This window comes from Arthrobacter sp. T572, assembly GCF_056780115.1.
On record NZ_JBRAZQ010000002.1, the window covers coordinates 1,368,461 to 1,387,957 of the forward strand.

A 19,497-nucleotide genomic window follows, 5' to 3' on the forward strand; every position below is an offset into this window, starting at 1 on the left:
GGATGTGATCATGACTGACACGTGGCTGATTGTGGGCCTCGGCAACCCCGGCACTGAGTACAGCGGCAACAGGCACAACGTGGGCCAGATGGTGCTGGATGAACTGGCCGCCAGGGTGGGCGGGAAGTTCAAAGTCCATAAGTCGCGGGCGCAGGTGGTCGAAGGACGCCTGGGCATCGGCGGACCCCGCGTGGTGCTGGCAAAGCCGATGACCTACATGAACGTTTCCGGGGGTCCGGTAGCCAACCTGGCCAAGTTTTTCGACATCGCACCGGACCATGTCATTGCCGTACATGATGAGATCGACATCCCCTTCAACACTGTAAAGCTGAAAATTGGCGGCGGCGAGGGCGGCCACAACGGCCTCCGCGATATTTCCAAGGCGCTTGCCACAAAGGACTACCTCCGGGTCCGTGTGGGGGTCGGCCGGCCGCCGGGCCGCATGGACACTGCGGATTATGTACTCCGGGATTTTGCCACCGCGGAGAAGAAAGACCTGCCGTTCCTGATCGATGAAGCCGCTGATGCAGTGGAGCTGCTCATGGCTGAAGGACTGCTTGCTGCCCAGCAAAAACACCACGCCGCGCGGTCTTGATGGAATCTTGAGGAAAGCCTGATCAAAGCCTGACGGCACAGGGGGCACCTGCATCTACCAAACTGTCGCTGACCGGCTGTAGTGTGCATGGTACGCAGGAAAGCGGTGGGGGCCACGCGGTGGGGGACTGTCGCGAATGTGTAGCTAAGGATGCAGATGTCGGCGGAGTTGCTAAACAGGAGCGGGGGAGGCGCGGCAAGGGCCGCGGCCCCGGAGCTTGTGGGCGGGGCTTCAGACAGGCAGACATGGTCCCTCCTGGCAAGAAGCCACGATCTTTCGCGGGCCAGCAGGTTCCTGGAGTCACCCGGTTCCTACGGCGTGGTGCTCACCGGTGAACGGGGCATCGGCAAGTCGGGGCTGGCCCGGTCGGTGGTCGCTTCCCTTGGCCCCAAAGTCCACAGCCTTCAACTGCGCAACACGGTAGCCAACGGCCAGACGCCCTACGGATGCCTCGGCTTCCTCCTGGCCCGGCTGCCGTCCGAAGCCGTCAGTTCACCCACGGGCATCCTGCATGCAGTGACGTCCCTGATCCGGGCAGAAGCCGGTGGCCGCCAAGCGGTGTTCATCGTGGACAACGCCGGGGGCATGGACCCCATGAGCACCGGTGTCCTGCTCAACCTCATGGCCACCGGAACGGCCAAGATGATTGCCACGGTGCAACGGGCCAGCGATCTGCCGGAGGACTTCCACCGCCTGGTCCTGGAGGAGCAACTGGGGGAGGTCCACCTCAATACCCTGACCGAGGAACAGACCAAGCAGGTGCTGGGCTCGGTTCTGGGGCATTACGTGTCATCCACGCTGGTGGGGTCGTTGCACGCGGCGGTGGGCGGCAACCCCATGCTGCTGCACGCTTTGCTTGATGAACAGCGCCACTCCGGCAACCTGGTGCTGAACGATTCCGTATGGACGCTGCGGGACAGGGTCAAGCTCGAAGGCGCCACGGTGGTGGAGGATTTTGTGCGCTCCCGGCTGGCGCGCGAATCGCAGGCCAGCCGGACCGTCGTCGAAATTCTGGCCTGCGCCCAGCGCGCCACCCTGGTGGACCTGGCAGCGATCTTCGGCGCCGAGGTGCTGGTGGAGATGGAAGAAGGCGGCCTCGTCACGGTGGACCGGGCGGGTGAGCACTGGGTTTCCCTCCGCGATCCGTACGTGGGGGAAGTCGTCCGGGGATGGCTTGGCACCCGCAGGCGCCGTGAACTCCGCCTGATGCTGCTGGGCCCCAAGGAACCCGAGCTCCAGGGCTTGGCTCCCCGGGACCTGCTGAGCTATGCGGCCTGGATGCACGCGTGCGAGGACGAACCGGCACCTTCTCCGGCCCACGCACTTGCCGCAGGCAGGGCGGCACTTGATGACTACGATCCCAACTTCGCGATCCAATGCACGCTGTCCCTGGACCAGAAGGATCCGCAATGGATTCCCGGGCAGCGGGTCAAGGCGTCCGCCTACCTGATGCTGGACCTGCCCCTGCACGCAGCCCAAGCGCTGGACGAGATCCCGGAAGCTTTGCTGGCTGCCGCCGACCCGTTGGAGTTCGCCGAGGTGACGGCTGCCAAATGCCAGGCCATGACCTGGATCGATGGCCGGTCCGGTTTGGTGCCAGGGGTCATTGCGGCGGCCCGTGAGGCGTTGGACGCACGGGCCGCAGCCCCTGGGAACGGGACCACCAACAAACTTCACATCATCACCCGGGCACGCAACCGCCTGGACCTTTGCAACTACGACTACCAGACCTACCTCGGTGAGTACGCCGGCATGCTGGATGCATTGGAAGCGGAACTGGCCAAGGGCCCTGGCGAGGACAGGGAACACTGGCTCAGGTCGGCGTGCTACCTCATTGAAGCCCGCTGCATGGTCGGCAGGGAGCTGGACGCCCAGGACCTGGCACGGTCTGTTTCGCGCCAAATGAACGCGACCGACCGAACCCCCCAACTCGAAGAAGCTTTTGCCCGGCACGCGTATCTGGTGCTGCTGTTGTCCGGCCAGTGGCGCAAATGCATTGAACTGATGCGCCGGGCGCCGTCCACCCCGTCACGGTTGCAGTACCGGGGTGCCATCACCGAACTGGGGATTGGCCTTGCTTACGCCTACGCGGGCAAGCCGTCTTCCGCCATCGAACCGCTGCGTTCGGCGGTGGCGCAGTTCGAACTCCGTCCGGCCATGAATATGGTCAAAGTGGCCTACGCCGCCACCGCCTTTGCCTATGCCCAGCTGGGAAACCCGCTGGAAGCGGCCAGGTATCTCGACCTGTTCCGCACCTGCCGTGGTGTGGGTACGTTCTTCGCGGAATCGGTCGCGGAGTTCTGTGCGGACATGGCCGGCCGCTGGATGGGTGACCCGGAGGTCAAGCAGCGCTTGACCGCCAAGGCCCTGCAGGATGTGGACAAGCAACGGTACACGACGGCGGGCATCTGCCTCTTTGGTGCCACCGTGGAAGGAACCGATGCCGAGTACCGGCTTTTGGAAGAGATCGCGGGCAAGAGGCAAGGCCCCTTGGCCCGGATCTCAGGCGACCTGGCCCGCGGATCCCTGACCCGCAGCTCCCGGTCCCTCCTTGCGGCGGCGGACGCAGCCGCTGCCATGGAACTGCTGGTGGTGGAGGCCCGCTGTGTGGCCATGGCCCTCGATTTTGCCCGGGACGCCGGGGAAACAACGGCAGCCAGGACGGCCCAGTTGCGGCTTGAACGGCTGGAACAGTCAGTGTCGGCGTTGCCCATCCAACCACGGAGCGACGCCCCGGTCCTGACTGAGCGTGAACGGCAGATCGCCAAACTTGCCGGAAAGGGTATCAGCAACCGTGAAATCGCAATGGATATTGGGGTGTCTGTGCGTACTGTGGAAGGTCACCTTTACCAAGTCTTCACCAAGCTCGGCGTATCGTCCCGGGGCGAACTCAACGGACTCCTGTGAGGTGGCGGCCCTGACCTCCCATGGCGCGGTTCGGGGTGCCCATGCAAGCTGACCACCTTGTGGGCCGTGAGGCCGAACTGGACCTCGCTACCGGAATATTGCGCCAGGACGGAGCGGGGGCAGTCCTGCTCATCGCCGACCCCGGCGTGGGTAAAACCGCCATGGCTGCGGAAATAGCCGCCCGCTTGTCCCACGAAATGGTGGTGATGCGCGTCCACGGCAGTCCGGCCCTGTCGGCGGTACCGTACGGCGTGCTGGCACCCTACCTGCTGGACCTTCCGGTGGAGCAGGCCACGTCCCCGGTGGCGATCCTGAGGGAGTTCTGGGCCCAGTTCGAGAAGCGACGCGGCGGTGAGGGAGCAAGGCTGCTCCTGGTGGTTGATGACGCCCACGACCTCGACGAGGGCAGCACCCAGATCCTCGCCGAACTGGTATCGGCTGGGTGGGCGCGGCTGGTGGCCACCAGCAGGCCCAGGCCGGGACTGCCCGCCGCCTTGCTTCAGCTCTGGTACGACGGCTTGGCCGAACGCATCGAACTGCACCCCCTGGAACGCGAAACCGCTGCGCAGCTGGCTGAGATGATGCTGGGCGGCACGGTCATGGCCAGTACGGTAGACGTCCTCCACTCCGTCTCCGAAGGGAATCCGCTGCTCCTCCGTTGTCTGCTGGACGATTCCAAGGCAGACGGCAACCTGGTGCGCCGCAACAGCGTTTGGTTCCTCACCAGGGCCCTGTCCGGCAGCGGCGAAGGGCTCGCGGAGGTGGTCCGCAACAAAGTGCTCCGCACCAGCGACGCTGAGCGGGAAGCCATGTATGTCGTGGCCCTTTCCGAACCGGTTCCTACCGCGGTGCTGGATGCCCTGGTGGGGAGGGACACCGTCAGGTCGCTCATGGACAGCCGTTTGGTGGTGTCCACGAATGGCCCCGGCAGCGCGCTGAAAATGTGGCATCCCATGTACGGTGAGGCCTTGCGGCAGATCGTATCGCCCGCCCGCAGCCTTCAGATCCGCCAGCGGATGGTGCAGCACCTGGGCGCCGAACCCGCCACCGCTGAGGGCCTGCTCCGCATGGTGAGCTGGGCGCTGGACTGTGGTGCCGACGTCGAGGATGAACAGCTTCTGCAAGCGGCGTTCCTTGCGGCCAAGCTGCTCCAGAACCCGCTGGCCCGCGCCGCGGCGGACAAGGTGCGTTCCGAGGCCCTGCGGCCGCGCGCCCGTGCTGTGCTGGCCATGGTCAACTACAACGACGGCGACTACCGCACTGCTGCGCGGCTGCTTGAGGAACAAGCGGGGTTCCTGGACGTGGATCCCACCGGTCCGCTGGGTGCGGGGCTCCTGTGGGCGGCGGCCCGGGCGGCCCTGGGCGACTCCTCCGCGGACATCGTGGCCGATGCCCGGTCGGCTGCTGCCCTGAGGGCCGAGGGGCGTTCGGATGACGATCCTGTCCTGTCGCAACTCCATCGGCACACCGACGCCCTGGAACTTGCGGCCCTGGCCAACGACGGCCAGTACCAGGAACTGGGCCGGGGCCTGGAGACTTTCGCTGCCGGCCTGGAACCCGGGCAGCCCGACTTCGTCATGAACCGCCTGTTCCTGCTGGCCATGGAGTGTGAGCTCCTGACCGTTGAGGGCCAGGCCGTCGCGGCGCTCGACAAAGGTCGGGAAGCGTTGGTGCTCCTTGACGAACACCACGACGACCTCCTGTACTTCAGCGACTTCATCATGGTCCGCTATGCCTTGGCCGCCCTGGAAGTCGGCGAGTGGGCAGCGGCCGAGGGCGCCTTGAACCGTTATGCCGCTAGCTCGGCCATGGGGCTGATCACCTTCGGCGGCGACATCCAGGCACTCAAGGGGTTGTCGTTCCTGCGGCAAGGGCGCTTGGAACAGGCCAGCGCCCAGTTGACGCCGGCGGTGGAGGCGTTGCGGGTGAAGGACCCGCAACGCCTCCGCCGGCTAGGAAACGCCCTGGCCTATTACGCTGCCGCCCGTTCGGGCAACACAGAACTGGCCCTGCGGTTGGCGGGCGAACCCGAGGTCCCCGCCGCCGGCGGTGCCTATGTTGAAGCCCTGGCCGAGCTTTTCACGCTGGCCGGCCACGAGCACCTGCAAAGGGGCACCGGCCTGGAAAGACTCCGGACCTTGCCTGGAAGCGCCCCCATGCACCACCTCTCCGGCGTGCTGCTGCAGAACCTGGTCCTCCGGGCCGAACTCGGCGACCAGCAGGCAATGGACGAGATCCGGGAGACTGCCTCGGACATGGCAGGGACTTGGGCGGGTGGCTGGCTGTCGCTGGCCACGGCCCAGGCGGACGGGGCCGGGGACGACCTGGTGAATGCAGGCAACCTGCTGGCGGCCGGCGGAATGCCGGGTCCGGCGGCGGTTGCCTTCGATAAAGCGGCGCTCGCTTTCGATGCCGAAGGGAAACGCCCGGAAGCCCGCCAGGCGGCTGTGCTGCGGGACGTCAGCGAAGCCAGCCTTGGCGACTCCGTGGTCCGGGACCCCCACACGGAAGTCGACCGGTCCGTGCCGCTGACCCGGCGTGAACAGGACATCGTGGCGCTCGCGGTGTCGGGACTGACCGACCGGCAAATCGCGGAGAAGCTCATGGTGTCCGTGCGCACAGTGGAGGGCCATCTCTACCGCAGTTACGCAAAGCTGGGAATCCGGCGCAGGGAAGATCTTGGAGCTGCCGTCCGCAACTAGCGGGCACCGGACATAACTGGCGGACACCCGTGGGTAGCCCGCCAAGTACCGCTGACAGGCATGCCCCGGCTACGTGGTGTCCGATGCGATCGGAGATACCACCAAACACTGGAGTAATGCCCCGCCTGTCCGTCGTGGGACCAAGTAGCGCCGCCATGAGTGACTGAGTACCAGCGAGTGCCGGCACCCAAAAGCGCTGGAACTAATCGAGTACCAACTACTGGTGCCCCGGTTTTCGTCGGGCGGTTAACTGTTTCTTGGAAGGACGGTCAGCCCCAAGCATCGCCGGATCTCCACCAACGCAACACCGCATCGGTGGTCTCTTTGAGCCGATGCTCCGGCCGCTGAAAGGCGGTCCGGCCCCTGGACGAAGCCGGCGGCGACAGAGTCTTCTGAGACCGAGACTCTCCCCCCAGCCGTCGCCGGCTTCCAGGCCAGGGAAACCGCAATCGTGGAACCGATCAACCTCCCGGATCAAGGGACTGCTGCTTTTGGAGTGTGCATGCTGCCGGACCCCTGGCTGGACGAAGAGACCGTCTCAGCCGGACTGAGCCCGACACCATTTCCCAACCGTCAGCAACTGCTGGAGCTTATCCTCGCCGCCATCCCGTCACCCTCAACCAACGGCATCGTAGTTACCGGGGACAGGGGATCGGGCAAGAGCCATTTGCTGCTGGCCATCAAATCAGGACTCCCGGACACCATTGACGTCCGGACTTTTGCCGGCAAAGCAGGACAGGAAAACACCAGCTACGCCACTCTTGCAGCCGCGGCCGCAGCCATGGAAGCAGACGCCGGACCCCCTCCCGACAACGATCCTTCGGGGCATCCCGGGCTCGGCATCCTTCGCGCTTTCACCCGAACCTTGGGCCCGGCCGAACACCTCTACACCCCACCTCCGGGACGGCGCCGGGGAAGGCGCCCGGCGGTGCCGCCGACCCGCCCGCCGTTGGTGCTGCTGGTGGATGATATCCAGTTCGTGGATCCGTCTTCCCTGGCCGTCCTGCTCCAGCTTCTTCCCGGCTTCGGGGCCACGCTGGTGGCAACAGCGGACAACCACAGGCCCTTGCCCCAGGACCTCTACCAGCTATGGGAGGACGGTTTCCTGGAGCAGTACTTCCTGCCGCCGCTTACGTTCGCGGAAGCCCACACCCTGTGCGGGGACGTTCTTGGCGGGAAGGTCCAACGGCGCACCAGTGCCTTGCTGGCGGCGATCAGTGGCTTCAACGTGGGCCTGATGTGCCTTGCGGTGGAGGACGCCCGCCGGTCCGGCCTGCTGGTCCGGCACGACGGATACTGGACGGTGGATCTGGGGGCCCGGTGTTCCTGGCCACGGGTGACGCACTACGTACAGGGCGAAAATGCGCTCCTGCCGGCAGACGAACGCCATGCGCTGGAGTTGATCGCTCTCGCCGAGCCCTTGGAGTTGGACATCGTGGAACGCAGCTTCGGTCAGAAGCCGGTGGAACACCTGCTGTCCCTGCGCTGCATCCGCTTGCTGCCGGGCAAGCCGTTCCAGGTCAGGACGCATTCGTGGCTTCGTGGCGAGGGCACGCGGTTGTCGGTTTCCCCCAGCAGGAGCAGGGACCTCCGGCTCGGTATCACCCAGCCCGCGGTGACCAGGGAGTCCGCCCCTTCCATGATCCGCTGGATGACTTGGACCCTGGATGCAGGACTGAGCGTGTCCGATGACCTGATCCTTTCCGCGGCCCCCGCCGCCGACCAGCCGGCCACGGCTGCGCTGGCGTTACGGGCAGCCGAAGGTGTCAGCGATCCGGAACACCGCGACGAAGCCCGGCTGATCAAGGCCAGGGCGCTTGTGGCCGAAGGCCTGCTGAAAAAAGCAGCTTCCGAATTGCAGCGCCTGGCAGTCCCGGGGCCCGCCGCAGCAGTCCAGGTTGATGCCAGGCACCGGCTGATGGCGCTGGATCTTCTTGGAGGAGCACGTCCAGGCTGGCCGGTGGATGGCCAAGGATCTGCCGGTACGGAAACGCGGGAATCCGACGGCGGATCCGGGCTGGGCGGGGATGACCCCGGCATGATGGTCGTGGAAAGGATACACAGTGCCGAGCGCCTGCTTCCGTCAGGCAATGCCACGGCCGCGTTGGCCGCGTCCACTGCAGCGATGTCGTTGATTGACGGAGACCAGGACCTGGAGGTTTTCCGGCCCGGTGCCTTGCTGCGGCACATGATGTGCCTCCGCAGCGAACTGGCGTGGGACCAACTGGACCAAGCGTCCGCTTGTCCCTGGGATTACGCCGTACCGGCGCACATGGCGTGGAGCCTGGAGGTTGCCCGGGGGTACGCGCGCATCAGCCAGGGACTGCCCGGGGCTGCGCGGCAGATTTTGGAGCCGGTTGCTGCTGAACTTCACGACGCCGGCCTGCCGCCCGTCCACGCACTGGCATCGGTCCTGCTGGCCTACTCCGAGGCATGCGCCGGTGATGCTGCCCAGGCGGGGGACCGGATCCGGAAGGTGCCCGATGAACAGGCGGAGCCCGCCGGGGGGCTCCTGCAGCAGGCAACGGCGTTGTACCGGGCTGCGGCCCTGGCTGCATCATCCGGCGATCCGGGCACCCTCCTGGATCTGGCGCACATTTTCCAATCGGGACGGGCCCCGTTGATGGAGGCGTCGGCTTTGTCCCTGTTGGCACTGAACGCAAGCGGTACCGGCGTCGGGAATTCCGTCCTGCAGCGGCTGGCGGAACTGGGCGGTGCACTGGGAGGGCCGCAGGGCGAAGCAACACGGTTGTTCGCCACGGCGCTGCTGGCCGATGATCCGAAGGTTCTTGAGGCTGCAGGGCGCAGCCTCTCAGCCAACAGGCTTTTCGCGGAAGCGGCCCTTTGTTATTCCCGGGCGGCCACGGGCTACGAGTCCCGGACCCGCACCGCTGCAAGCCGCCGGGTCACCCTCTTGCTGGAGCGGCTCCGGAACGCATTCGGCAGTGAAGCCGTTCCACCGTTGGGATGGCAGCCGGGCACTGCACGCTGCTGACGTGGGCAATGGCACATCGGGCGGAACAGCCGGGCGTGGGATAATTGATTGTCCCTGAAGGATTCCCAAGGAGCGCCCCTTGACCGTCGTATCAACTCCCGCGTCACTGCAACCGTCCGTGCATGCCATGGACAATGCGGAGGTCCTGCGGATCCGGAACGACTTCCCCGTGCTGGACCAGTTGGTCCATGGGAAGCCCCTGGTGTATCTGGACTCAGGCGCAACGTCGCAGAACCCGCTGAGCGTCATCGAAGCCGAACAGGAGTTCTACGAACAGCGCAATGCCGCGGTCCACCGTGGAGCCCACCACCTTGCCGTGGAAGCCACGGATGCCTTCGAGAACGCCCGTCAGACGGTGGCGGACTTCATAGGTGCGCAGTATGAGGAAACCGTGTGGACATCCAATGCCACGGAGGGCCTCAACCTGATCAGCTATGCCCTGTCCAACGCGGCGCTATGGGCCGCGCAGGGACGGGGTGCTGCCGCCCTGAAGGACCTCGCGATCGGTCCGGGCGACGAGATCGTGGTGACGGAAATGGAACACCACGCCAACCTCATTCCGTGGCAGGAACTGGCCTTCCGCACAGGAGCCACCCTGAAATACATCCCCATCACAGACCAGGGTGCACTGCAGCTGGATGCGGCAGCCACGATCGTGGGGGAGCGCACCCGCTTGCTGGCCTTTACGCATGCCTCAAATGTGTTGGGCACCATCAATCCCGTGCCGGAGCTTGTGGCACTGGCCCGCAAGGTGGGGGCACTGGTAGTGCTGGACGCCTGCCAGTCCGCCCCTCACCTGCCCGTCAACGTCAAGGACCTGGACGTCGACTTCGCCGTGTTCTCCGGCCATAAGATGCTGGCTCCCACGGGCGTTGGCGTCCTGTACGGGAAGCAGGACCTCCTGGATGTCCTGCCGCCATTCCTGACCGGCGGTTCCATGATCACCACGGTCACCATGGACCGTGCCGAATACCTGCCGGCACCGCAGCGTTTCGAAGCCGGGACACAGCGGATTTCCCAGGCTGTTGCCCTCGCCGCAGCGGTGAACTATTTGACGGAAACCGGTGTGGACCGGATCCACGCCTGGGAGACAACGTTGGGACAGCGCCTGGTCGCCGGCCTGGAGAGCATCGACGGCGTTCGTGTCCTGGGTCCGGCCTCCGGTGCTGAACGGATTGGCCTGGCCGCCTTCGACGTCGCCGGCGTCCATGCCCATGACGTCGGACAGTTCCTGGACGACCGCGGCATCGCTGTCCGTGTGGGCCACCACTGCGCGCAGCCACTGCACCGCCGGCTGGGGCTGACGGCCACTACCCGTGCCAGCACCTACCTGTACAACACCACGGACGACGTCGACGTTTTCCTCGACGCCGTCTCCGGCGTGCGGGCGTACTTCCAGGCCTGAAAGGCAGAACCCCATGAGTCTTGACCAGCTGTACCAGCAGATCATCCTGGACCACTCCAAGCAACGCCACGGCAGCGGCCTGGCAGGCACCCCGGCACCGTCCGGAGCGGCCACGGGCCAGTCCCACCAGTTGAACCCGGTCTGCGGCGACGAGGTCACCCTGCGCCTGGCCGTAGCAGACGGGACCGTGCAGCAGATCAGCTGGGACGGAGCGGGGTGCTCGATCTCCATGGCGTCGGCGTCCGTGCTCAGCGAGATGGGCGAGGGCATGGCCGTTGATGAACTGCAGGCCGTAATTGAGAACTTCCGCGAGGTCCTGCGATCCCGGGGCAAGGTCCCGGCCGACCCTGAAATCCTGGGCGACGCGGCCGCGTTCGAGGGTGTGGCCCGCTACGCCGCCCGGGTCAAATGCGCCATGATCTCCTGGGTTGCCGCCGAGGACGCACTGAAACAGGCCATAGCCTAGCCGCCCTCCCGACGCCGGACTCAGGTGCGGCTGAAAACGTCAGGTACGCCGTCGCCGTCGTCATCCCGTACTTCCTCAGCCGCCACCTGCCGGTAGTGCCGGTTGCGGGCCTTAAGCACGACGGCGGCCAGCAGCGCCGAGAGCAGGGAACCGGCCAGGATGGCCACCTTGGCGTGGTCGTTGTGGGACGAACCGGCACCGAAGCTCAGCTCGCCGATCAGCAGGGACACCGTGAAACCGATGCCGGCAAGGAGTGCCAGGCCGAAGAGGTCTATCCAGGCGATGCTTGAGTCCAGGCTGGCGCGGGTGGACTTGGTGATCAGGAACGTGGTGCCGAAGACGCCCACGGCCTTGCCCGCCACGAGAGCTGCCACAACCCCCAACGCTACGGGGTCGCGGAGTGCCGATGCCATGCCCTCCGCACCGCCCAGGGCAACGCCGGCCGAGAAGAAGGCAAAGACGGGAACAGCGAATCCTGCGGAGAAGGGGCGCAGCCGGTGCTCGAAGTACTCGGCGAGTCCTTCGGCGGGCTCGCCTTTCCTTCCGCTGGCAAAGACCGGGACGGCGAACCCCAGCAGCACTCCGGCCACCGTGGCATGGATCCCGGAAGCATGGACGAGTGCCCAGGTGGCCAGGGCCAGGGGGAGCAGCAGATACCAGTTGCGGATGCGCTTCTGCACCAGGAAGGTGAAGATCCCCAGTGGCACCAGCGCGGCCAAAAGCATGAGCGGCTGGAGGCCGGAGGAGTAGAAGAAGGCGATGATGCCGATCGCGATGAGGTCATCGACCACGGCGAGGGTGAGCAGGAACGTCCGAAGGGCGGCTGGGAGGTGCGTGTTGATGACAGCGAGGACGGCCAGGGCGAAGGCGATGTCCGTTGCCGTGGGGATGGCCCAGCCTTTGAGGGTCTCCGGTCCTGAGCCGAGGTTGAACAGCACATAGATGAGCGCCGGGACCATGACGCCGCCCACGGCCGCTGCCACCGGGACCACGGCACGTGCGGGTTTGCGGAGTTCCCCGGCAACGAATTCACGTTTGAGTTCAAGGCCCGCCAGGAAGAAAAAGACCGCAAGCAGCCCATCGGAGGCCCAGTGGCCCAGGCTGAGGTCCAGGTGCCAGGGTTCGTAGCCGGCCTTGAGGTCGCGCAGCCCGAAGTACGAGCCGGCAGCGGGGGAGTTGGCCCAGACCAGGGCAACGACAGTTGCTGCAAGGAGGAGGGCCCCGCCTACTGTCTCCGTCCGCAGGATCGCAAGGATGCGGCGGTACTCGGGATAGCTGGAACGGGCGAAAATCTTGCTGGGCGTGGTGGGTTCGGCCATGCGGGCTCCTTGGCTGGTTCGGGGTATCACAATGACTCCGCCGACCAGACTTCCCGGCACACCAACACCCATCCTACCCAAGTAAGTAGCAGTAGAGCGCGTTATGAACGGTCAAAACGCGCTCTACTGCGACCCAGTTGGGTGAGGGGTCAGGCGATGAGGCCTGCGACGCCGATGACCGCCGTCGCGAGGCCCAGCACCATGGAGATGGTCACCAGGACCACGTGCACGGTCAGGAACTTCGTCGCCTTGCCGGCTGCGTCGCGGGCGCGGGGGTCCTTCATGACGCGCTTGAGGAACTGCGGCCACACGACCAGCGACCACACACCCGCAATGATCAGGATGACCGCCAGGATCGCGGGAATGTCCACGCTAGTGGCTTTCGAGCCAGGCCTGGGCCTGCTGCGACTGGATGTTCAGGGCCTTGCCCACCATCGGCTCCGCAGCATCGGCGATCTTGCCGCCGAGGAACGGCACAGAAGACTTGACGTTGCCTTCGAGTTCGATGCGGGTGCTGCCACCCTCGGCCACGAGGCGCTGGACCGCGGTGACGTCCAACGGTGCGCCGGCCACCTTGAGGGCGATCGTGCTGGCACGCGAACCGTCGGCAGCGGGGGCTTCCCACTGCTCGGTCTGGGTGACCGTGAGGCTCTCGCCCACGAACTTGCGGGCAATATCCGGAAGGCGCGTCGTGGGAAGCGTGCGGACGGTGGTGGTGCTGAAGGCGCCGGCGGTGTCGCCGTCGATCGTGAACGATTCCAGGGAGCCGCCCACCAGTTCGCTCGTGTGGCGCAGGAAGTCCTCGTTGACGAATACGGCGGTGACGCGGTCAACGCTGTGCGGCAGGGTGGTGGATGCACTCAGGGCCATGGGTCCTCCGTGGATTGGGGTTATGGAGCTCTTTTAGCTCCCAACATCCTACGGGGTGTCCTTGGCGACCTCTGAACCTGCAGCTTCCTGCAGGGTGATGGCAGCGGCGGAAATGTTCCGTGCCATGGATGGGAAAATGACGCCGTGAAACGGATAGACACCAAGCCAGTACAGTCTTCCGCCCAAACCGCGGGGGAAGAAAATGGCGCGTTGCTTGTAGAGGCTCCCGCCGCCGTCGGGCTCCACTGCCAACTCGAGCCAGGCGCGCCCGGGCGCGCGCATCTCCGCCCGCAACCGCAGCAGGTGCCCCCGGTCGATGGCCTCCACGCGCCACCAGTCCACCACCTCGCCCGTGCCGAGCGTCTTGGGGTGGCGGCGTCCGCGCAGCAGGCCCGCACCGCCCTGGAGCTTGTCCAGCCACCCCCGCACCCGCCACGCCAGCGGCAGCGAGTACCAGCCGTTTTTCCCGCCAATGCCCTCGATCACGGTCCATACGTGCTCCGGCCGGGCTGTGCTGTGGAACGTGCGGGTGTCCGTGTAGACCTTGTAGCCGGCCCAGTCGGGGTCGCTCGGCAGAGGATCGGCGTCAATGCCGGCATTGGCCCAGGTGGTCTCCACCTGGCCGTCGCGTTCCTTGCCGAGCGCCAGGGCGACAGCGCGGCGGTAGGGCGTCAGGCCGCCGTCGGGCCGGGGAATGTAACGGTCGACGTCGTGCTCCCGCGACACAGCGTCGTGCTGCAACGACTGGACCAGCGGCAAGGACATGGACAACGGGATGGGCGTCACCAACGCAACCCAGAGCCCGGCCAGCTTGGGCGCAGGCACCGGCAAGGCGATGACCAGCCGGCGGGGCAAACCGCGTTCCACTGCGTACTCGTTCATCATGTCCTTGTATTTCAGGACGTCACGGGAACCGATGTCGAAGGTCCGGTTGAGGCGGTCCGGGAGCGTGGCAGCCGCAACGAGGTAGTGCAGGACGTCCCGGACGGCTATGGCTTCGATCCGGTTGTTGACCCAACTGGGTGCCGGCATCACGGGCAGGGTGTCAGCCAGATGGCGGATCATCTCGAACGACGCAGAGCCGGACCCGATCACCACGCCGGCCTGGAACACGATCGAGTCCACCCCGGAGTCGAGGAACACCCGGCCCACCTTTTCCCGGGAGCGCATGTGCGTTGACAGCAGGGCATTGTCAGGATGCAGCCCGCCCAGATAAACGATCCTGTCCACCTTCGCCGCCGCAGCCGCGGAGGCGACCAACCGGGCCATGGACTCTTCCTTCGCCTCGAACCCGCTGCCGGAGGCCATGGAATGCACCAGGTAATACAGCACCTCCACGTCCGCCAGTGCCTTTTCCAAAGCGGCGCCGTCCGACAACGAGTCCTGGATCACCTCCACGTCCTGCCGCCACGGCACATCGGCAATTTTCTGAGGCGTCCTGACCACCACCTTGACACGATGGCCGGCCTCCAGGAGCCGGGGCACCAGCCGGCCTCCGATATAGCCGGTGGCTCCGGTGACGAGGACTGTTCTGGGCTGCTGCACTGTGCGGGACCGCTTTCCTTCGGTTGGCTGCAAGGGAACTCCTGGGGCCGGAGGGAGGGGTAGGCTGGAATGACCCGGCCATTCGTTTGAATTTCCGGGCATTTGTGTTGCCTGCCCTTGGACCCACCCTAGGAGTTTCAGCCATGAGCCTCAACGGTCTGCGCCGCGCGTTGGCGGAGGACAAGACTTTTGCGCGCGTCCGGACAGAGGCTGGGCGGCCTTTCGCGTCGCGCAGCACGGACTACCAGATCAGCGCGCCGACGGGCATGCGGTCTGTCCTGCTCGCTGAAATGGCCGATGCCCTGGCCGGCGGCCCGGAGAACGCCGTGGTGCTTGCCGTGACAGCCACCGGCCGCGAGGCCGAGGACCTGACCTCCGCGCTCGCGTCCTACCTTCCGGCAGAGTCAGTGGCCACCTTCCCCAGCTGGGAGACCCTCCCGCACGAACGGCTTTCGCCGCGTTCGGACACCGTGGGGCGCCGGCTTTCCGTCCTGCGGCGCCTGGCCCATCCGGAAAGCTCGACGGCGGCGGCGTTGCGTGTGGTGGTTGCTCCCGTCCGCGCCGTGGTCCAGCCGATTGTGGCCGGGCTGGGTGACCTCGTCCCCGTCACGTTGAAGGTGGGCCAGGAGCGATCCTTCACCGACGTGGTCAGGGCACTGTCCGACGCCGCCTACGCCCGCGTGGACATGGTGACCCACCGCGGCGAATTCGCAGTCCGCGGCGGCATCCTCGATGTCTTCCCGCCCACCGAGGACCACCCGATCCGCGTGGAGTTCTTCGGCGACGAGGTAGACCAGATGCGTTGGTTCGCGGTCGCCGACCAGCGTTCGCTGTCCGCCCCCGGCATCCACCACCCCACCGAACTGCATGCACCGCCGTGCCGCGAAATCCTCATCACGCCCTCGGTCATGTCCCGTGCGGCCAAGCTGAAGGCAGACATGCCTGCCGCCGCGGACATGTTGGAGAAGATCGCCGGTGGGATCGCCGTGGAAGGCATGGAGTCCTTGGCGCCGGTCCTGGTGGACGCCATGGTTCCGTTCGTGGACCAGCTTCCGGCAGGTTCATTGGCCGTGGTGATCGAACCGGAGAAGGTGCGCACGCGCGCACACGATCTCGCGGCGACCAACGAAGAATTCCTTGAGGCGGCCTGGTCAACAGCGTCCGACGGCGGGACCGCGCCTTTGGCGCTTGACACTGCCCTGTTGTCCCGCGCCTCCACGGACCTGCATGCGGCCAGTTTCCGTTCCCTCACGGACACCCGTTCCTCTGCCCTGGCACACGATGTGTCCTGGTGGTCCATCACCTCACTGGCCTCCGACGAGGACCTGGTCCTCGATATCGACGTCCTCAACCTGCATGCCCGGGAGCCGCGCGGATACCAGGGCGATGTTGCGGAGATGCTGGACTTCATCGGTGGCCGGGTCCGTGACCAATGGCGCGTGGTGGTGGTGACGGATGGCCCGGGCCCCGCGCAGCGCCTGGCCGAGTTGTTCCACGACGCCGACATTCCGTGCAGCCGCGTGGATTCCCTGGACACAGAACCCCAGCCCGGAATCATCGAGGTGACCTGTGCCGCCGTCGGGCGTGGCTTTGTGCTGGACGGCCTCAAACTGGGCCTCCTCACCGAAGCCGACCTTCTGGGACGCGCGTCCGCAAGCTCCACCAAGGACATGCGCCGGATGCCGTCCAAGCGGCGGAACGCCGTGGATCCGCTGCAACTGCACGCAGGCGACTTCGTGGTCCACGAGCAGCACGGCATCGGCAAGTTCGTGGAACTCATCCAGCGCAAGGTGGCGGGAACGTCGGCCTCGGATGCGGGCCTTCGCGAGTACCTTGTCCTGGAGTACGCGCCCTCCAAGCGTGGCGCTCCCGGCGACCGGCTGTTCGTTCCCACGGACCAGCTGGACCAAGTGACCCGCTACGTCGGCGGCGATACACCGGCGCTGAGCAAGATGGGCGGCGCGGACTGGGCCAGCACCAAGTCCAAGGCCCGCAAGGCCGTCAAGGAGATCGCGGGCGAACTGATCCGCCTGTACTCGGCCCGCATGGCCTCGCGCGGACACGCCTTCGCCCCGGACACCCCGTGGCAGCGTGAACTTGAGGAAGCATTCCCCTACGTGGAGACCCCGGACCAGTTGACCACCATCAACGAGGTCAAGGCGGACATGGAACGCGAAATCCCCATGGACCGGCTGGTATCCGGCGACGTGGGCTACGGCAAGACCGAGATCGCTGTTCGCGCTGCCTTCAAAGCCGTCCAGGACGGCAAGCAGGTGGCGGTCCTGGTGCCCACCACCCTCCTGGCCCAGCAGCACTACGAAACCTTCACTGAGCGGTTCTCCGGCTTCCCCCTGCGGGTCAAGCCGCTGTCCCGCTTCCAGACCAGCAAGGAAGCAAAGGAGACGGCGGAGGGCGTCAAGAACGGCTCCGTGGATGTGGTGATCGGAACCCATCGCCTGCTGTCCAAGGATTTCGAGTTCAAGGACCTTGGCCTGGTGATCGTGGACGAAGAGCAGCGGTTCGGCGTGGAGCACAAGGAAGCGCTCAAGAAGATGCGCACCAACGTGGACGTGCTGGCCATGAGCGCCACGCCGATCCCGCGAACCCTGGAAATGTCCCTGACGGGTATCCGCGAGACCTCCACCCTGGCCACGCCGCCGGAAGAACGCCATCCCGTGCTGACATACGTTGGCCCCTACACGGACAAGCAGACCTCGGCGGCGATCCGGCGTGAACTCATGCGCGAAGGCCAGGTGTTCTTCGTGCACAACCGGGTCTCCTCGATCGAGCGCGTTGCCGCTCAGATCCGTGAACTGGTTCCCGAAGCCCGGGTGGAAGTGGCCCACGGCCAGATGTCCGAGAGCCGCCTGGAAAAGATCATCGTGGACTTCTGGGAGAAGCGCTTTGACGTCCTGGTGTGCACCACCATCATTGAGACCGGCCTGGACATCTCCAACGCCAACACGCTCATCGTCGACGGCGCGGACAAATACGGGCTGTCCCAGCTCCACCAGCTCCGTGGCCGCGTGGGCCGTGGCCGCGAGCGGGCCTATGCCTACTTCCTCTACCCCTCGGAGAAGCCGTTGGGCGAGGTGGCACTGGAGCGTCTCAAGGCCGTGGCGGCGCACAACGAATTGGGCGCCGGCATGCAGTTGGCCATGAAGGACCTGGAGATCCGTGGTGCAGGCAACCTGCTCGGCGGTGAGCAGTCCGGCCACATCCAGGGTGTGGGTTTCGACCTTTACATCCGTCTGGTGGGCGAGGCTGTGGCCGAGTACCGGGGCGAGGCCGAAGAGAAGGCCGCCGAAATGAAGATCGAGCTGCCCGTCAACGCGCACCTGCCACATGACTATGTGCCCGGCGAACGGCTCCGGCTCGAGGCGTACCGGAAGCTGGCCGCTGCGGTGACGAACGAGGCCATCGACGAGGTCCTGGCCGAGCTCGTGGACCGCTATGGTGAGCCGCCGCTGCCTGTGCAGAACCTCATTGCCGTGGCCCGCTTCCGTGTGGGCGCGCGCGAAGCCGGCCTGTCCGACGTCGCGCTCCAAGGCAACTTCATCCGCTTCTCGCCGGCGCAACTGCCCGAATCCAAAGTCATGCGCCTCAACCGCATGTACCCGGGTTCGCAGGTCAAGCCCGCGCTTGACGCTGTCCTCATTCCGAAGCCCAAGACCGCCCGGATCGGTGGCCGCGACCTGCAGGACGCCCAGATCCTCGAGTGGGCCAATAGCGTGATCGAGGCCATCTTCACCGACGTACCCGTAAAGGCTGGCTAGCTTCAATGATGGGAGGACACCACGCCGCGTCGGGAGCCGCGGCGTGGATCGCCATTGCCTCGACCGGCCCCTATGCCCTGGGCTGGTATCCGCTGGATTCCACCGGCATCCTGATTGGAGCCATGGCGACGGCGGGCACCGCGCTCGTGTGCGACTGGGACCACCGGCACAGCACGATCGCCAACTCGTTGCCGCCACTGTCCAATGTCATCGCGGTGGGTATCGAGAAGGCCAGCGGCGGGCACCGGCAGGGGACGCACTCGCTGCTGGGTGCCTCGGCGTTCGTGGTGCTGGCGGCCATGGCGGGCCAGTTCCAGGTGGTTACCCCCGTGGGCAAGCTGTCCGTGGGCGCCGGACTGCTGTGCATGTTCATGATCAACCTGGCTGCCAAGGCCCTGAACCTGTTTCCCAAATCGGGGTGGATCACCAACTGGCTGTTCGCGCTGGCCATGGCCGGTCTGGTGACCTGGTTCGCGCCCGGCCAGTGGGGGTGGCTGCCGCTGTCCATGCTGACCGGCGTCGTTGTCCACATCGTGGGGGACATGATCACGGTGGGCGGAGTGCCCCTGCTGTGGCCGATCGTCATCAAGCCACCCAAGTTCCTCAGGAAGTCCCTGGTGAGCGGCATCTGGCGGGCCAACGGGGCGTTCTCGATTCCGCTGCTGGGCCGTGCGGGGTCCCGGCGGGAGTGGCTGGTCCTTATTCCCGTGAGTGGCTACGCCATGGTAGGCATGGCGACGTCCGCGTGGGCCTTGGCTGAACAACACTGGCCCGGCGTCCTGGCCGCGCTGATGGCCTTCTCCAACGGCTGAGCACCAATCGCTTGAGCCTTCATCAATGGCGTCATGTAATGCCTCCTGTCTCCACTCCCTAGCGGAGGGCACCAGCCCAACAGCCAAGTGGGTTCGGGATGATGG

The 19,497-nt window shown here is 65.9% G+C and carries 12 protein-coding genes; 8 read left to right on the plus strand and 4 right to left on the minus strand.

The window, feature by feature from the left end:
- Positions 1 to 10 precede the first annotated feature (10 nt).
- The 6 genes from pth (at position 11) to sufU (ending at position 11,070) form a co-directional block, all read left to right on the plus strand.
- A complete protein-coding gene (gene pth / locus ACUYMZ_RS07540; RefSeq protein ID WP_426006571.1) occupies positions 11 to 595 on the plus strand; it encodes an aminoacyl-tRNA hydrolase in 585 nt (194 codons plus the stop codon).
- 156 nt (positions 596 to 751) lie between these two features.
- Positions 752 to 3,502 (plus strand): helix-turn-helix transcriptional regulator, encoded by a 2,751-nt coding sequence (locus tag ACUYMZ_RS07545; RefSeq protein ID WP_481602616.1) that lies wholly within the window; start codon positions 752 to 754, stop codon positions 3,500 to 3,502.
- Between the two features lie 41 nt (positions 3,503 to 3,543).
- On the plus strand, positions 3,544 to 6,204 hold the full coding sequence (locus tag ACUYMZ_RS07550; RefSeq protein ID WP_481602617.1) for a helix-turn-helix transcriptional regulator: 2,661 nt from the start codon (positions 3,544 to 3,546) through the stop codon (positions 6,202 to 6,204).
- Positions 6,205 to 6,655: 451 nt separating this feature from the next.
- Positions 6,656 to 9,199, plus strand: a complete 2,544-nt coding sequence (locus ACUYMZ_RS07555) for an AAA family ATPase (protein ID WP_481602618.1) — start codon at positions 6,656 to 6,658, stop codon at positions 9,197 to 9,199.
- A gap of 79 nt (positions 9,200 to 9,278) precedes the next feature.
- Positions 9,279 to 10,604 (plus strand): cysteine desulfurase, encoded by a 1,326-nt coding sequence (locus tag ACUYMZ_RS07560; protein ID WP_426006579.1) that lies wholly within the window; start codon positions 9,279 to 9,281, stop codon positions 10,602 to 10,604.
- Between the two features lie 13 nt (positions 10,605 to 10,617).
- Positions 10,618 to 11,070, plus strand: coding sequence for a Fe-S cluster assembly sulfur transfer protein SufU (sufU, locus tag ACUYMZ_RS07565; protein ID WP_481602619.1), 453 nt, complete (start codon positions 10,618 to 10,620; stop codon positions 11,068 to 11,070).
- 20 nt (positions 11,071 to 11,090) lie between these two features.
- On the opposite strand, the gene nhaA is transcribed toward sufU, so the two are convergent.
- The 4 genes from nhaA to ACUYMZ_RS07585 all read right to left on the minus strand — a co-directional run bounded on the left by nhaA (position 11,091) and on the right by ACUYMZ_RS07585 (position 14,906).
- Entirely contained in the window at positions 11,091 to 12,389 is a 1,299-nt protein-coding gene (nhaA, locus tag ACUYMZ_RS07570) for a Na+/H+ antiporter NhaA (RefSeq protein WP_481602620.1), read from the minus strand.
- A 149-nt stretch (positions 12,390 to 12,538) separates the two neighbouring features.
- The gene (locus ACUYMZ_RS07575) at positions 12,539 to 12,760 is read right to left on the minus strand and encodes an SCO4848 family membrane protein (protein ID WP_481602621.1); all 222 of its coding nucleotides are present in this window, start codon (positions 12,758 to 12,760) and stop codon (positions 12,539 to 12,541) included.
- 1 nt (position 12,761) lies between these two features.
- A complete protein-coding gene (locus ACUYMZ_RS07580) occupies positions 12,762 to 13,259 on the minus strand; it encodes a DUF2505 domain-containing protein (RefSeq protein ID WP_426006586.1) in 498 nt (165 codons plus the stop codon).
- Positions 13,260 to 13,307: 48 nt separating this feature from the next.
- The gene (locus ACUYMZ_RS07585) at positions 13,308 to 14,906 is read right to left on the minus strand and encodes an SDR family oxidoreductase (RefSeq protein ID WP_481602622.1); all 1,599 of its coding nucleotides are present in this window, start codon (positions 14,904 to 14,906) and stop codon (positions 13,308 to 13,310) included.
- A gap of 41 nt (positions 14,907 to 14,947) precedes the next feature.
- Here ACUYMZ_RS07585 and mfd point away from each other — a divergent pair, with 41 nt between their 5' ends.
- Together mfd and ACUYMZ_RS07595 are read left to right on the plus strand one after the other, a co-directional pair.
- Positions 14,948 to 18,580 (plus strand): transcription-repair coupling factor, encoded by a 3,633-nt coding sequence (gene mfd / locus ACUYMZ_RS07590; RefSeq protein ID WP_481602623.1) that lies wholly within the window; start codon positions 14,948 to 14,950, stop codon positions 18,578 to 18,580.
- Between the two features lie 5 nt (positions 18,581 to 18,585).
- A complete protein-coding gene (locus ACUYMZ_RS07595; RefSeq protein WP_481602624.1) occupies positions 18,586 to 19,392 on the plus strand; it encodes a metal-dependent hydrolase in 807 nt (268 codons plus the stop codon).
- Positions 19,393 to 19,497 lie beyond the last annotated feature (105 nt).

Excerpts from the sequence above, each read along its gene's own strand:
- pth (WP_426006571.1), top strand. The coding sequence starts at position 11 with ATGACTGACACGTGGCTGATTGTGGGCCTCGGCAACCCCGGCACTGAG.
- ACUYMZ_RS07545 (WP_481602616.1), top strand. The coding sequence starts at position 752 with ATGTCGGCGGAGTTGCTAAACAGGAGCGGGGGAGGCGCGGCAAGGGCC.
- ACUYMZ_RS07550 (WP_481602617.1), top strand. The coding sequence starts at position 3,544 with ATGCAAGCTGACCACCTTGTGGGCCGTGAGGCCGAACTGGACCTCGCT.
- sufU (WP_481602619.1), top strand. The coding sequence starts at position 10,618 with ATGAGTCTTGACCAGCTGTACCAGCAGATCATCCTGGACCACTCCAAG.
- nhaA (WP_481602620.1), bottom strand. The coding sequence starts at position 12,389 with ATGGCCGAACCCACCACGCCCAGCAAGATTTTCGCCCGTTCCAGCTAT.
- ACUYMZ_RS07580 (WP_426006586.1), bottom strand. The coding sequence starts at position 13,259 with ATGGCCCTGAGTGCATCCACCACCCTGCCGCACAGCGTTGACCGCGTC.
- ACUYMZ_RS07585 (WP_481602622.1), bottom strand. The coding sequence starts at position 14,906 with ATGCCCGGAAATTCAAACGAATGGCCGGGTCATTCCAGCCTACCCCTC.
- mfd (WP_481602623.1), top strand. The coding sequence starts at position 14,948 with ATGAGCCTCAACGGTCTGCGCCGCGCGTTGGCGGAGGACAAGACTTTT.
- ACUYMZ_RS07595 (WP_481602624.1), top strand. The coding sequence starts at position 18,586 with ATGATGGGAGGACACCACGCCGCGTCGGGAGCCGCGGCGTGGATCGCC.